This is a genomic window from Bacteroides sp. DH3716P (assembly GCF_025914115.1).
Taxonomy (GTDB): domain Bacteria; phylum Bacteroidota; class Bacteroidia; order Bacteroidales; family Bacteroidaceae; genus Bacteroides; species Bacteroides ovatus.
Window position 1 is genome coordinate 821,844 of the sequence record NZ_CP083673.1, and the last position, 15,583, is coordinate 837,426.

At 41.3% G+C, this 15,583-nt stretch carries 10 protein-coding genes; 5 read left to right on the plus strand and 5 right to left on the minus strand.

The features are described 5' to 3' along the window. The first annotated feature begins 111 nt into the window (after positions 1-111). The 5 genes from KQP79_RS02830 to KQP79_RS02850 all read left to right on the plus strand — a co-directional run bounded on the left by KQP79_RS02830 (position 112) and on the right by KQP79_RS02850 (position 9,462). On the plus strand, positions 112-1,047 hold the full coding sequence (locus KQP79_RS02830; protein ID WP_009000287.1) for a FecR family protein: 936 nt from the start codon (positions 112-114) through the stop codon (positions 1,045-1,047). 173 nt (positions 1,048-1,220) lie between these two features. Beyond that, a complete protein-coding gene (locus KQP79_RS02835; RefSeq protein WP_081104590.1) occupies positions 1,221-4,778 on the plus strand; it encodes a TonB-dependent receptor in 3,558 nt (1,185 codons plus the stop codon). A 21-nt stretch (positions 4,779-4,799) separates the two neighbouring features. Then, positions 4,800-6,548 (plus strand): RagB/SusD family nutrient uptake outer membrane protein, encoded by a 1,749-nt coding sequence (locus KQP79_RS02840; RefSeq protein WP_061447551.1) that lies wholly within the window; start codon positions 4,800-4,802, stop codon positions 6,546-6,548. A gap of 29 nt (positions 6,549-6,577) precedes the next feature. Continuing rightward, positions 6,578-8,560 (plus strand): phosphodiester glycosidase family protein, encoded by a 1,983-nt coding sequence (locus tag KQP79_RS02845; protein ID WP_225483979.1) that lies wholly within the window; start codon positions 6,578-6,580, stop codon positions 8,558-8,560. A gap of 41 nt (positions 8,561-8,601) precedes the next feature. Next, positions 8,602-9,462 (plus strand): phosphodiester glycosidase family protein, encoded by an 861-nt coding sequence (locus KQP79_RS02850; RefSeq protein WP_061447549.1) that lies wholly within the window; start codon positions 8,602-8,604, stop codon positions 9,460-9,462. A 277-nt stretch (positions 9,463-9,739) separates the two neighbouring features. Here the strand turns inward: KQP79_RS02850 and KQP79_RS02855 are convergent, their stop codons facing one another. From KQP79_RS02855 to KQP79_RS02875, 5 genes are read right to left on the minus strand one after another with little or no spacing between them, the layout of a single operon-like run. Further along, positions 9,740-10,480 (minus strand): hypothetical protein, encoded by a 741-nt coding sequence (locus tag KQP79_RS02855; RefSeq protein WP_004311053.1) that lies wholly within the window; start codon positions 10,478-10,480, stop codon positions 9,740-9,742. 17 nt (positions 10,481-10,497) lie between these two features. Beyond that, positions 10,498-11,067, minus strand: coding sequence for a hypothetical protein (locus KQP79_RS02860; RefSeq protein ID WP_004311052.1), 570 nt, complete (start codon positions 11,065-11,067; stop codon positions 10,498-10,500). Positions 11,068-11,123: 56 nt separating this feature from the next. Beyond that, complete coding sequence (locus KQP79_RS02865) at positions 11,124-12,419, minus strand: phenylacetate--CoA ligase family protein (RefSeq protein ID WP_004311051.1); 1,296 nt, start codon at positions 12,417-12,419, stop codon at positions 11,124-11,126. After that, on the minus strand, positions 12,403-14,100 hold the full coding sequence (locus KQP79_RS02870) for a C45 family autoproteolytic acyltransferase/hydolase (RefSeq protein WP_004311050.1): 1,698 nt from the start codon (positions 14,098-14,100) through the stop codon (positions 12,403-12,405). The genes KQP79_RS02865 and KQP79_RS02870 overlap by 17 nt, the downstream gene beginning before the upstream one ends. After that, positions 14,093-15,583 carry a phytoene desaturase family protein gene (locus KQP79_RS02875; RefSeq protein WP_004311049.1) on the minus strand — a complete coding sequence of 497 codons (1,491 nt, stop codon included), beginning with the start codon at positions 15,581-15,583 and terminating at the stop codon, positions 14,093-14,095. Before KQP79_RS02875 ends, KQP79_RS02870 begins: the two co-directional genes overlap by 8 nt.

A 15,583-nucleotide genomic window follows, 5' to 3' on the forward strand; every position in this document is an offset into this window, starting at 1 on the left:
TGAAGGACCTCAAAGCACTTTTTTTATTTTTCTTCTAGTGAAGTTTGTAAGTGGCGTGTCTTATATATGTAAGCCCTCAAAAAGCTTATGTCTTAACCCCAAGGAAAAAGTATGGATACGAAACTATTAAATAAATATCTTGCAGGAGATGCTCTTCCCGAAGAAAAGAGAGAAGTCGTGCGCTGGATGAAAGAAAGTGAAGAACACCGTGAACAACTGATGCAAATGCGTCATATTTATGACGCTACTATCTGGAATGGTAATTTGCAAGAAAAAAAGGCGGAAAATAAGAAAATTATGATGCGTTATCTTTGGGCCTCTATGAAGATAGCGGCAGTCATTGCCATGATTGCTTTTATTATTCATAAGGAATATCAAGAGTATCGGTTTGAACACTCTACTGAAATGCAGATGATGACGGTTCCCGCAGGGCAAAGGGCTAGCCTGGTTTTGGCTGACGGGACAATTGTCTGGTTGAACTCCAACTCTACTTTAAAATATCCGGCTACCGGATTTCATGCCAAAGAGAGGAAAGTGATTTTGGAAGGAGAGGGGTATTTTGAAGTGGCTCATAACGAGAAACATCCTTTTATTGTTGAGACCGAGAAATATGATATCAGAGTATTAGGAACTACTTTCAATGTCTCGGCATATCCTAACTCCGGTTTATTTGAAGCTTCTTTGATAGAAGGTAAAGTCACCGTATACCATCCTGAAACGCAAAACGAAATAATCTTGAATCCACATGAAAAGGTGGAAGTTAGAGACGGGAAACTTTATAAAGAGACCTTTACTTCGGATCATGATTTCTTGTGGAGGATGGGTATTTATTCTTTTAAAGATGAACCGTTGGAAACTGTCTTTAAGAAATTAGAGCAATATTATGAAGTGAAGATCATTAATAAAAACATAGAAATAACTTCTCATCCGTGTACCGGTAAGTTCCGCCAGAAAGAAGGAATCGAACATGTGATGAGAGTATTGCAGAAATACATCAAATTTAATTATATACAGGACGACGAAAAGAATCAGATCATAATCTATTAACCCTAGTATTTAATCTAAAAAAACACTGAAAATGAGAGCAAGAGAACCTGCCCGTTTAAAACAGAAATATCGGTAAGTGTTGCAGCACTTACCGATATGTGAGAAGTCAATAAAAAAGACTCGTCATCTGTTACAAATCTTTATGTATTAACTTAATAACTCTAGGCAAAGATATGAAAAATAATCTTTGGTGTGGACGTATTGTCCATAGAAAAACACACTGTACTCAAATTTTAAGAATTATGAGGTTAACTGTCTTTTTCCTGTTATTCATTGTTTTTGAGACATATTCCTTGAATGTCCGTTCTCAAAATCAGAAAGTAACGATGAATAAAGGTACCGCAACACTATCTGACATTATCAGGCAGATTGAAAAACAAACAGACTATTTGTTTATTTACAATGAGCATGAGATTGCTTTAGACAAACGAATAGCAGTATCTACTCGGGAAACCACGGTTGCCGAAATTCTTAATAGAGTTTTGCAAGGAACAGGTTTCTCGTATACGATGGAAGGCAACCATATTATTCTGGTGAAAAATATGGAGAAAATGAAAAACGTAACTCCCGGTCGGAAGATAACAGGAACTGTGAAAGATGATTTGGGAGAGGTTATTGTCGGTTGTAATGTAGCTGTTAAAGGTGAGAAAATAGGAGCCATCACCGATATGGATGGAAGATATACTATCGAGGTTCCGGACAATAGTATATTGGTTTTCTCATTTTTAGGTTATAAGAGCGTTGAATCTCCCGTCAAGAATAATTCGGTTGTCAATATAACCATGCAAGAAGACTCCAGATCTTTGGAAGAAGTGGTGGTTGTAGGTTATGGAACACAGAAGAAAGTCAATTTGACAGGTGCCGTGTCTGTGGTAGAGGGGGATCAATTGGCAGGGCGTTCTGCTTCGACTATGTCTCAATTACTGCAAGGAGCAGTTCCTAACATGACTGTCTCTTTTTCTTCCGGTCGTGCAGGAGATGGAGGTTCGTTTAATATCAGAGGAGTGAATTCCATTAGTGGTTCTGCCAAACCGTTGGTCCTTATTGATGGAGTGGAGGGAGATGTGAATCGTGTCAATCCGAATGATGTCGCCTCTGTTTCGGTCTTAAAAGATGCGTCGTCTGCGGCAATTTATGGAGCACGTGCCGCCTATGGAGTTATTCTGGTAACTACAAAGACGGGAGAAAAAGGCAAAGTCACTCTTAATTATAACGGACGATATAGCTTTAGTGATGTAACTACGTCGACAGATTATGAAACCCGTGGATATTATGCGGCCGGTATTAGTGATATGTTTTTCTCTACCTGGCAAGGGACACCATTGCTTACATATACGGAAAAGGATTATCATGAGTTGTGGATCAGGAGAAATGATAAGACGGAACAACCCGAACGGCCCTGGGTAGTAACTGAAAACGGACAGTATAAATACTATGGGAATTTTGATTGGTATAATTATTTATATGACCATAAACGTCCGACGCATGAACATAATGTAAGCATTTCCGGTGGAAGTGAACATTTGAAGTTCAGGCTTTCCGGAGGATATTATAATCAGAAAGGAGTTCTTAAAATACAACCGGACAAGTATGAACGCTATAACTTCAAATCAAGGCTGGAAGCCAAAGTGACTCCATGGTTATCCGTCAGTAATAATACCTCTTATTTCAAATCGAATTACTCCTATCCGGGACTTGGTGGAGTGAATACAATATTTAAGAATGCAAGCTATCGTGCCTTGCCTATATTAGTGCCTGTACATCCTGATGGTACACTGGTGTATGAAACTAATATCATGAACTATACTTTGGCGGGTACCACCGTTGCATTATCTAATAAGAAACATAATAATAAAGATGAGATAGACGAGTTTATGACCACATTTGAAGTCGTTATAAATCCGGTAAAACATGTTGAAATCATAGGGAATTACACATATTCGAAATATGACAAGAAATGTACCAATAGAAGTGTAGACATGCAATACTCCAAGGTACCGGGTGTTACGATTACCATGCCCGAGAGTACAAGCGGAGGGAATAAACTGACTGTGTTGAATACAAAAAATCTGTATTATGCATATAATGCTTACGGAACTTATGGTAACTTGTTTGCCGGCTCTCATAATGTGAAACTGACAGGCGGTATCAACTATGAGACAAAATCTTATGAAGATCTGACTGTGAGTAAAGATGGACTGTTATCTGATGAATTGAATGACTTTAATTTGGCTAAGGGAGAAAATACAGTAGTCACCGGAGGAAAGAATAAATATGCTTTATTTGGTGTCTTTTATAGGGCAAACTATGATTATAAAGGAAGATACCTGTTTGAGGCGAGCGGAAGATACGATGGCAGTTCCCGGTTTAAAAAAGGCCATCGGTACGGCTTCTTCCCATCGTTCTCCGCCGGATGGCGCATTAGCGAAGAGCCTTTTTATGGAGCATTGAAAAATACAGTAGATAACCTAAAGTTACGACTGTCTTATGGAACTTTGGGCAATCAGCAAGTTGGTTATTATGATTATCTGCAGCAAATAGAAACAGGAAAAGTTCTTAATTATTCGTTTGGTGATAAAGAAAAAGCCTCGTATGCCTATGAAACCGCTCCTAATGCTTCCGACTTGACATGGGAAACCGTAGTTACTAAAAATATTGGTCTTGATATCGGTATCTTCAATAATAGATTGAATATTTCGGCAGATGCTTATATAAGGGATACAAAAGACATGCTAATGCCCGGCAAAGCATTACCGTCTGTCTATGGCGCAAAATCTCCTAATATGAATGCTGCTGACTTAAGGACCAAAGGTTGGGAATTGGTCGTTGCCTGGAATGACCGTTTTAATGTGATGGACAAACCTTTTAACTATGGTGTTTCGTTTGGAATCGGGGATAATGTCTCCAAGATTACGAAATATGATAACCCTAATAAAGAAATCAGTTCTCCTTATGTCGGTCAGAGACTGGGGGATATATGGGGGTATATGGTTGATGGCTATTTTGCGACAGATGAAGAGGCAGCTAATTATGGAGTAGACCAGAGTGTCGTAAACTATATCATCAACAATGCCGTTGTCGATAGAGGACTGCATGCTGGAGACATGAAATATCTCGATCTTGATGGCAATAATAAGATCGAACAAACTGTCAGTGCTAATGATATTAAGGATCAACGGATTATAGGTAATTCTCTTCCGCGCTATACGTACAGTATCAGACTTAATGCAGAATGGAATGGCATTGACTTTTCCGTGTTCTTTCAGGGAGTGGGGAAACAAGACTGGTACCCATCCAGTGATGCATTTGCCTTTTGGGGACCGTATAGTTCACCAGCACCAAGTTTCATTCCAAAGGATTTTTTGGCAGACGTATGGAGCGTAGACAATCCTGATGCTTATTTCCCCCGCCCCAGAGGATATATCGCATGGACTGATGGCCGTTCCTTGTCATCGGTTAATAACAGATACTTGCAAAGTCTTGCCTATTGCCGACTGAAAAACCTGACTGTGGGATATACGCTACCTGTTAAATGGTTATCAAAGATACATGTGCAGAAAGCCCGTCTCTATTTCAGTGGTGAGAATCTGCTCACATTAGACAGGCTGGATACGGATTATATTGATCCGGAAGCGGCTGCTGCCGGAACAAATTGGAAAACAGGTAAGACTAATGCACTCTCTTATCCGTTCTCAAAGACCTATTCTTTTGGTATTGATATTACATTCTGATAATAACTAATATATCTATATATGAAAACCAAGTTTAGTATCATATTTATGTGGTTGTTTACCATTCTTTTTATATCGTGTGATAAACTGGACCTTTATCCTGAAGACAGTTTGTCTCCAACCACCTATTTCAAGAATGAAAACGAACTTCAACTGTATAGTAATCAGTTTTACTATAATATACTGCCTACGGCAGCAGATATTTATAAAGATAATGCAGATGTATTGATTGTTTCTCCGTTGGATGATGAGGTAACTGGGCAACGGATCATTCCATCGACGGGTGGAGGATGGAATTGGGAGGCATTGAGAAGTCTTAATTTCTTGTTAGAGAATTCTCATAATTGTGAAGATCAAGATGTACGTAATAAGTACGATGCAATCACCCGTTTTTTCAGGGCTTATTTTTACTTTAAGAAAGTACAGCGATTTGGAGATGTCCCCTGGTATGATAAAGTACTGGATTCGTCTGATGCTGAACTGTTGTATAAACCTCGGGATTCCAGAGAGTTTGTGATGCAGAAAATCATTGAAGATTTGGATTTTGCTATTACTACTTTATCCAAAGATAAAGAACTTTACAGAGTCAGTAAATGGGCTGCATTGGCATTGAAGTCAAGAGTTTGTCTGTTTGAAGGCACTTTCCGCAAGTATCATGGGATAGCAGACTACGAAAAATATTTGGATGCGTGCATTACTGCTTCCGATGACTTTATGAAGAATAGTGGATATAGTTTGTATAAAACAGGCAGTACTCCTTATCAGACTCTTTTTTCTTCCTTGAATGCCATTCAGCAGGAAATTGTTTTGGCTAGAGACTATAATGGGACACTGAATATCCGCCACGACGTGCAAGGTTTTGAAAATACAGCTTCGAAAGGCAGACCCGGATTATCGAAAAAGATTGTAAATATGTATTTGAATAAGAACGGTTCCCGTTTTACGGACATGCAAGGATATGCCACTAAGGTATTTTTTGATGAATGTCAGAACAGGGATCCTCGTTTGGCACAGACCATCCGTACTCCCGGATATATACGTCCGGGAGAAACGAAACAGTCGGGTCCTAATTTCTCTTCGGCAATGACTGGGTATCATTTAATTAAATATTCGGGTGCCACCAAATATGATGTTGGTGACACGTCTGAAAATGATTTTCCTATTTTCAGGACGGCGGAGGTTTTTTTGAATTATGTGGAAGCCAAAGCGGAAAGGGGAACGTTGGAACAGAATGATATTGACAGGACAATTAAATTAATAAGGGATAGGGTAGGAATGCCGAACCTGAATATGAGTGACGCTAATACAGGACCCGATCCTTATCTGCTGAATGTCTATCCTAATGTCTCTGAAACGAATAAAGGAGTCATACTGGAAATCCGTCGTGAAAGAGTCATAGAATTGTTAATGGAAGGCTTCCGCTATTATGATTTAATGCGTTGGAAAGCGGGGAGTTGTATGGATGATGAGTTTTTGGGAATGTATTTCCCCGGTCCGGGCAATTATGACCTGAATCATGACGGGACTATTGATGTCTGTTTGTATAAAGGAGCAAAGCCTGGTGGTGTCAATGCGCTTGAATATCTGGAGATTGGAGTTACGGTAGAACTGACAGAAGGAGAATCCGGAAATGTGATTTGCTATAAAGATGTTCCTCGCCAGTGGAATGAAGAACGGGACTATTTATACCCGATTCCAAGGCAGGACCGTATTTTGACAAATGGAGCTCTGACACAGAATCCGGGATGGAATGATAATTTAAACTTTTAATTTGATCGGTCATGAAAGAATATAGAATAATGATATTACTAGTTTCTACGCTTTTTATAATAGCTATCAGCTGCTCCAGCCAACTGGACAATGAAGATTTCAGCGATATGATAGGAAAGGGACAGAATTATACTCCTCCTCCTATCCCGGTTGAAGAACCGACATTGAAGGACAAAGATGGCTGGAAAATAGATTCTATTGACGGAAAGAGTTTTATATGGTACTCCTATAATAAAGGGGCTTTCAATGCCCAACAACAAATAAATGTGCTTGAAATCGACCTGTCGAGTCCTGATTACGAATTGGAGTTTGTTTCGGCTCCTCAACTCGATTCTTTGTCAAGCGTTGCTCTGAAACATGATGCGGTAGCCGGAATTAATGGTACGTATGAACTTGAAGCCTCTTTCGTAAAAGTCAATGGCTCAATAATTTCACCGATCACTCTTCCCGAAGGGCATTTAAGATATTGGAAACATGAAGGGGCCATAGCTTATGACGGCTATAAGGTTGAAATTGGATATGGAACAAAGGAATCATATTCCTATAATTCAATGCCTAACATATTCTCGGGAGCACCAGTCTTGATAGATGATTATCAACCAGTAGGTGAAACATTTATTGGAGATATAACCGGAATCAACCTGAATTCCCTGGATGGAGAGGATTACCGAAGACATCAGGGAGTACGTCATCCCCGTACCGCTGTGGCTTTGACTGAACAGAATAAACTTTTGTTGGTAACAGTGGACGGTCGTGCGGATTTGGCGGCAGGAATGACTGCCAAAGAGCTTACCTCCTTTATAAACCAGTATTTTAAACCACAGCATGCCTTGAACGTAGACGGAGGAGGGTCTACAACGATGTATATACGCGACAGTAATCTTTCAGCCACAGATGTAGTCAACTATCCGTGTGATAATAAAAAGTTCGATCATTACGGACAACGCAGTGTCAGGACTTTCATCTTGGTAAAGAAGCATAGCAACGGGCAGTTGTTTGACTCTGGTGACGGTTCGGAGGATAATCCTTATATTATAAAAACGGCGAGACATATGCAGGATATGCATAAGGTCAATTATTCTAAAGGAATGGTTTATTTCAGAATGGAGGCCGATGTGAATATGTCAGGGATTGATTGGCAGGCTTTGAATGTGAGTGAGCCTTATGACAGACTCGTCCATTTTGACGGAAACGGGCATGTTATAAAAGGCTTGAAATCGCAAGGTAACTATGCCAGCTTGTTCGGGGTGTTATGTGGAGTCTGCAAGAATTTGGGAATTGTGGATGCAGATATTGTGGCACAAAATGGAGGCGGAATATTAGCCGGCTATGTAGGGATAAAAATCCCGACTTCGGATGTACTTACCGGAAGTGTAGAAAATTGTTATACGAGCGGAAAGGTATCGGGATTTGATATAATTGGCGGTATTTCCGGTAATATCGGTAAACCGAGCGGATCTGTGTATTCGTCCATTAAGAATTGTTATTCTACTGCCACAGTTACAGCGAAGAATGAAACAGGAAATTCACGTGCCGGGGGAATAGTAGGTATTGTCTGGGCTGGTGGTATATTGGAGAATTGCTATGCGGCAGGTGAAGTTATTTCAATGAATTCCGGAGCAGCAGGTATCGGAGCTTATTTTGATACTGCACCTAAAAGATGCGTTGCTTTGAATAAATTAGTGGAAAACAAGAAAAATGGTGTAAATTTGGGGCGTATTGCCGCCTTCATGGGAGCAGCTAATATGACGGTTGTTGATTGTTGGGCAACAGACGATATGAAGATTTTGAATGCCGGAGTACCTAAAACCGAATTTTCCGGTGAATTAGTCGGTGTGAAGCAACCCCACGATGGGGAAACTAAGTCGAAGGAGTTCTTATCGAATATGCAGAACTACCTTGATGCAGGATGGGGAAACTCATGGTATTACAAGGTAAATGCGAAAGGATATCCTATTCTGTTATGGCAATATAATCGGGAAGATTATAATACGGATATTACTGGTCATTAAGACTAATATATATTATACTTAACACATTTATTCGTTAGTTTATGAAGAAAAACTTGTTAATCGTCGTTATCCTGGCTGTATGCTCCATTGAAATGGTAAAAGGGCAGACAGTAGCGGATTCATTGGCAATTGTATCTGCTTGTTGGAAGATAGAAAATCCTCAAAAAGGAATTGTATATAAGTATGCTTCTATCCCTCAATTATATCAAGGTCCCCAATCTATCAGCCTGATAGAAATTGATCCTGTTGCAGGTTTGAAAGTCAATGTTGCCGTTTCGGATAAAATGAAAGAAACAAGTAAGATTGCTTCTGAATATAACGCCATTGCAGCCATTAATGGCTCCTATTTTGACATGAAACGGGGAAACTCGGTCTGTTTCCTGAAGACGGATCGCCAAGTTATTGATACAACGCTGCAGAGTGAGTTTAAACAGCGTGTCACAGGAGCCATTAGTGTGCGCAAAAGGGGAATGAAATTAATTCCTTGGAACAAACAGATAGAAAAGAATTATAAAGGCAAAGCAGGTACGATACTAGCTTCCGGTCCGTTAATGTTGAAAGACGGACAGGTTTGTGATTGGAACTCGTGTGAACCGAATTTTATCCGGACGAAGCACCCTCGTAGTGCTGTTGCTACTACTAAGGATGGAAAAGTCCTGTTGATAACGGTAGACGGGCGTTTTCCTGAACAAGCAGGAGGAGTGAATATTCCGGAATTGGCACATCTGATCCGGGTTTTAGGAGGTGAGGATGCATTAAATTTGGATGGAGGTGGATCTACTACTCTTTGGTTGTCCGGTGCATCGGATAATGGAGTCGTTAATTATCCTTGTGACAATGGGCGGTTTGACCATGCCGGAGAACGGAAAGTTCCTAATATTCTTTATATAACGCATCAATAACGTTTCCATTATTCTTCATTGTATTTAAGGTCTTTCAGTGCATAGATTAAGACTTTTCAGTGCAGAAACTAGTGACTTTTTATGCAGTCGGGTGGTTGTCCTGTTGTAACGGGACAATGGGCACTTTATAAAAAGACGAATGTCACCTTATAGGGTGACATTTATCATTCTATAAGGTGACTAGCTATCCTCAAAAGGATGAAAATTACTAAAGATACAAAATTAATTAGTGAAAAGCAATAGTAGGGTAAGAAATTTATCTGTATTGCAAACAGGCTTAGAATTCAAATCCGAATCTAGCTCCTACTCCATGTAACTCCCATGTATCATTCCAACTGTTATGATAATAATGCCCTCCATAGCTGCAACTATAATCTGTTGTGGCGTCATAATCTTGGAAGTTATACATCAAAGCTAAATTCAAGGCCTTTTTCCCTTTTAAAGAGAAACGTACTCCTACTCCTATTGAAGCATACGCTCCTTCTATGTCTCCTACAGCATATCCGGCTTTTACGTCGGCGAACGGAGTCACTTTTTTGTTGATGAAGTTAGCTCTGAAGTTAGCATAGATGGGGGCTGCATAAAGAACTGCATCGGTATAGTAGTTGAAAGCAACGCCACCACCTACAAAGAAATAATTGTTGAATTGATAACCATGTGTGGTTGATAATTCAATTTTAGAGGCATTGTAGTCGCTCACATCGCCAATATATGCAAAGTCTACGAAACCCTTATAGCCTTTTAATGTATTTCTTGCGGCTTTGCGGTCGTTGGTATCCTTACGATAATCTCTTGTGTACCGCTCTTCTTTTGTGATTTTAGTCACATCACTCATCTGACAGATGATGAGGCTGCCATCACCTGTTTTGATTTTTAAAGAGACATTGGGCACTTGTTCAATGATTACTCCTTTAATAATGCTGCCATTCTTTAAATACACTACTTCTGTGTAATTCTGTGCTGCGACATACGTACTGATACTTAATAATAAGGTCAGTACTAATAGTAGTTTTCTCATACTTGTATTTTTATTGTTTATAGTTTCTTGAGTGCGCTATAGATAGAGCCTGCCCAATAGTTGCGCAATCCGAAACCACGTGCCTTGCCGTCGGTAATCCATTCTTCAATGATTTCCTTTGTTTCGGTATTGAAGAATACGACTTCATACGTACCTCTATTGTTTGATTTGTCCAGGAACTGTGCGATAAACACCATACCTACTCCGGGTGTTTTCTGGATAGGCAATGCGTTGATGGCTGCTTTGATTTGCTCTTTACTAAGAGTATATTCTCTTTTAGCAGTCATTAGCTCGGTCAGGTCGATGTTTTCGTTCACCTGATTAACGGCATCCAGTGAAATCTCTGTCACTTCTTTTTTCAATTGTTTTCCTACGTTATACTTCTTAGCTTCTGTGATGAACAGTTCATTGATACGTCTGAAAGCATCTTTGAATTGTGCCGGTGATTCATCTGCACCGAAAATTTTTACTTGGGAGTAGTCTACCCCATAGAACTTAATAGACTGAATGTCTTTCAATGCACTCTTGCCTTGTCCGAAACAGAACAGGCTCGTGCTCAAGAATAAGAATAGAATAAGTTTTTTCATATACGTTAATGTTAAAGTGATATAGTTGGTTACTAACTTCCAAAAGTAGAAAATAATTATCGTAAATCAATGAATTTTATCGTTTTTCGACTCATTGGAGGCATTTGTATCTTGGCAATGTACTCTGCCGATTCAAAATTGATGCTTGGCGCCACTCTGACTTTCGAACGGAACAGATCTTTAATCTCTTTGGCAAAGGCTTCGCTACGGTTCTCGCTTCCGATACGAATCAGAATCTCATCCGTTCCCAATTCATTGGTATAAACTTCAATGATATAGTTTTTTACCGAAGGTATATTATCCAGAATGTCGAATAATGCAGGCGGATACAACGTCGTTCCTTTGTATTTAATCATTTGTCCTTTCCGGCCGAGGATGGAGCTTAGGCGGATGGTATTTCTCCCGCAACCACAGGGATCGGTGTGGTGGTAACAAATATCACCTGTTTTGAAACGGAGCAACGGCATACCTTTGACTCCGAGCGTCGTGATCGTCACTTCCCCTGCTTCTCCCTCTTCCACAGGACGATTGTTATCATCCAGAAACTCTACAATGATAAGTTCCGGTTGCAAATGCCCTCCGTGGAATTCATTACACTCGGTAAAGGACGACTGCATTTCGGTGGAGGCATAAGTGGAATACAACTGCAAGGCAGGCCATTTATCGTGTATTTTCTGTCCGAGCGTATTCAACTGGAATTCCTGATTGCGCAATGCTTCTCCGATACAGATGCACTTCTGCATGGAACAGGTATTATGGTTGATATGATTCTTTTCGGCAAACTCTATCAGTTTGATAAGGAAAGAGGGGACTACCATTCCACAAGTCGGATGTATCCGTCGAATTGTGTCCCATTGCAGTTCCGGGATGCCGTTGCCTACACGGATCACTCCCATACCCAGTTCGCGGGCTCCCATATAATATGCCAAGCCTGCCATGAAACGGCGGTCGATGGTAGTCATCAATTGAAGAATATCTTGCTTGGTGCATCCGGTGGTGGTGAAAGATAAGTATTCGTTGTAAGAAAGACGGTCCAGGTCTTCAGAGGTGAGAACGAAAGTGACCGGATCTCCCAATGTGCCCGAAGTCGTCACATAGTCGATAATTTCCTCTTTGTCTACGCAGATGAAATCATCGTTATGGAGTTGCAGGTCCGTCTTGGTAGTGACGGGGATCTGTTGCAAGTCTTCAATCGTCTTTATTTGATTGATATCAATGTGATGTTCGGCAAACATCTGTTGATAGAACTTGGAATGTGCTTGCAGGTAGGCTAACACTTTGGCTAACTGTTCTTCCTGATAGCTTTTGATATCTTCCGGTGAGCGGAACTGAATTTCAGGATTCTTTTCCATCTTTGGATTGTTTTTGAATTTTCTGTTGGATACGTTCTTTCTCTTGCAACTTGGGAATGGATTTCTTCAATGCCTGTTGCCAGTATGCAATGGCCTGTTTAGATTGCTGCATGGCCTCGTAGTAATCTCCTATTACTTCATATACATAGTATAGGGAAGGATTGGAGGCTTGGTATGTTTTTAAAACAGATTCCTCTATCTGTTCCTTTTTTCTGATTTTCTTCAATAAAAGCGGAGTCAGTTTCTTATACGTGAGAAGATGCTGGAACTCCGGTGTGTCGATGAATTTATCTTCCGGAATGGTCAGGTCGGAACTGTATATTTCGTGTTGCCAATCAATCGTGTCTTTGAATATCTTATTCAGGTCATAGGCTACGTATTTCCCACATTGCCAGGGAGAGGTCGATACCCACATCAGCCGTTTCTCCGGTTGGAAGATGACGGAATGATGGGCAATAAACTGATTGATGGCCATTTCGTTGGCCAGTCCCAGGTCTGTGTTTTGCAGGCCTTTGTGGTCACGCAGGATAGAGGCGGCTTTGGAGACATCGATCGGAAGATCCTCATTAATGAGTTCCGTTAATCGTGCAAAACGGTATGGGCTGTCGGAAGTGCGGATATTTTCCATGTTTCGTTCGTCCTTGCTGAATTCTTCCGATTGGTAATGGTTGGTGCAGATGAGCCGATTGGCTTCTTTTCCGGTGAAAAGCACAGTTTTCTCCGGAGATTTCTCGATAATCGCGGCTTTGCCATCTTTGGCAGAACCTATCAATATGGATTCGGAGACGAATGTTTCCCGTTTTTTGGCGATGGCAAAGGCTTCATCAATAGTGGCTGCATATTGCAGAATCTCTCTGGTCAGGATGGAAATGGGGGTGGCGGAACCTGTGGGGACAGCAGATTTGGCAGCATTAATTGTCACGGTAAGACCTGTCTCGTTCATGCCGGATAACACTCCTATCATACCGGGCCATCCGACGGAAGCAAACCTGTATCCTTGCTCCGGTACATAAAAAGCCACCTGCTTGTTCTCTGCGAAGGCATCTCCTACATAGAAATCGAAGTTACGTCCGATCAGCAGGGATGAATCTGCACTTTGTGTTCCCCAAGTGGCGAACGAACTGCATCCCACTAACATATAATCTTGCATGGCATGTCCCAGGTCGTGTGCCGAATGGTAATTCAACTGGCGTTCGTAAGGAGTGCCGATGAAGTCGTATTCATGCGTACATGATAGCGAGATTCCGTAGATCTCGTCGCGGTATTCTTCGAGGACGTTCTCACCCAGATTACGGTTGAATAATACAATGAAGAACCGGAGGAATTTCAGATAACTGTCTGAAGGAACAATCTCACGAATCTGATCCACGAACACTTTCTCTTGATGGTGGAGCAGGTCGGAAGACAGTTGCCCGATAGCTTCTCCTCTCTGGAAAGCATCCCCTTTCACAAACAATTCCCATAAGCCGCTGTCGCTGTGCCGGAGAAAGTTATCTCCATAATGCCGGAGGTGGAGACTGTCTATATCAATCACTTTGTCTGTGGTCATGCTTTGCTCATGTTTGGGCGTTTGCATATCCGCAGAAAAGTAGAGATAGCTGATTCCGGCTATCAATAGAACGATGAGCGACAGGAAAAGGAAGCCCGTGTATTGGAGTGTCTTTTTGACTATTCTATGCATTTCCTACTTTTTTAGCCAGATATTCTTGTCCTACAAACTCCGCACAAGTCAGCATGGCAGTTAGTGTTACCCCTAATGCACCATGCACATTCAGGTTTTGCCCGGTGAGAAAGAGATTTCCCAAGCGGCTTCTTGTAGATACGAAACCAATTTGCGGACATTTATAATCTTTGATAATCCCATACGCGGAACCATCCACTGTTCCTGTATAGTCCCGATAGCTTAATGGAGTAGTGGTATACATCTCTTCTATGTTTTCTGAAAGGTCAATGCCATGTCCTCGGATGAAGCGGAGAATCTGTTCTGCTTTCTCCTTTTTGAAGGATTGGTAGTCTTCTCCCCGATGTTCGGGAGTCGTGTCCTTCCAGGCAGACAGTTCATCTATATACATAGGTGTCAGGATGGAAATGACACTGGCATATTGACTGTCCTCGGAAGACGCTTGCATGGAAATCATACAGTTGGTGGTCCGTCCCGGATAGAGCAGTTTGTCATACCACACTTTATTGTTCGCATGCAGATACAGGTTGCGGTTCTGATAAGGAGTGCTTTTTTTCTTCATTACCAGGTAGAGCGTAAAAATGCCGTAGGTATTTTCCAACGAACGGATGCGGGAAATATAGGCATTCTTGATGCTACGGTTTTTATCCAGTATCTCCAATGTCCGTTGGGGATGCATATTGGAGATGACGAAGTCGCTTTCCAGTCGCTCTTCTCCATTGATGATAACCCCTTGTACCTTTTCGTTTTCAACGATGATGCGGGTGGCTTCACTGTTATTGAGCACGGTCCCTCCGTTTGCCCGGATTACATTGATTAGCTCCAGACTGACTTGCATACTTCCGTCTACAAAACGGTAGGCGCCTTCAATATAGGAGTGATTAATCATGGCATGCTGGTAGAAAGTGGAGACATCTTTCAAACCTCCGTAGAGTAAAGCTGAACCTGCCAGTACATTTCGTAAGGCGGGGTCCGGAGTGATATCCGCAATCAGATGGGCGGCAGAGGTACAAAAGTATTTCATACCCTCCAAAGCGAGTGTGCCTTGTTTCAGGTGGTCTACGCTAATCAGGTTTCCGACAGCCTGAAGCTGTTCGGCATAGCATTTCAAGTTTTCTTTCTCATGCGGGAAGGAACGGCAGATGGTTTCAATAAACTGCGGGTATCCCATTGCATAATCGTATGTTTTTCCTTTATAGTAGATCGTATCAAAAGCAGCATCGTCCAAGCGTTTTATTTTCAGCTTGTCCATGATACCGAAATAGCGGAAATACTGGTTCATCACTTGACCCTCATCCAGGCTTCCTACATAATGAATACCCGTATCCAACAGATGCCCTTTTCGTTGGTAAGTCTGGAAGCATCCGCCGAATTGCGCATTTTTTTCTACTACGCATACGTTGAATCCCTCTTTGCTAAGAATCGCTCCGCATTCCAGTCCGCCAAGGCCGCTGCCGATAATGATGATGTCATATTTGCTCAT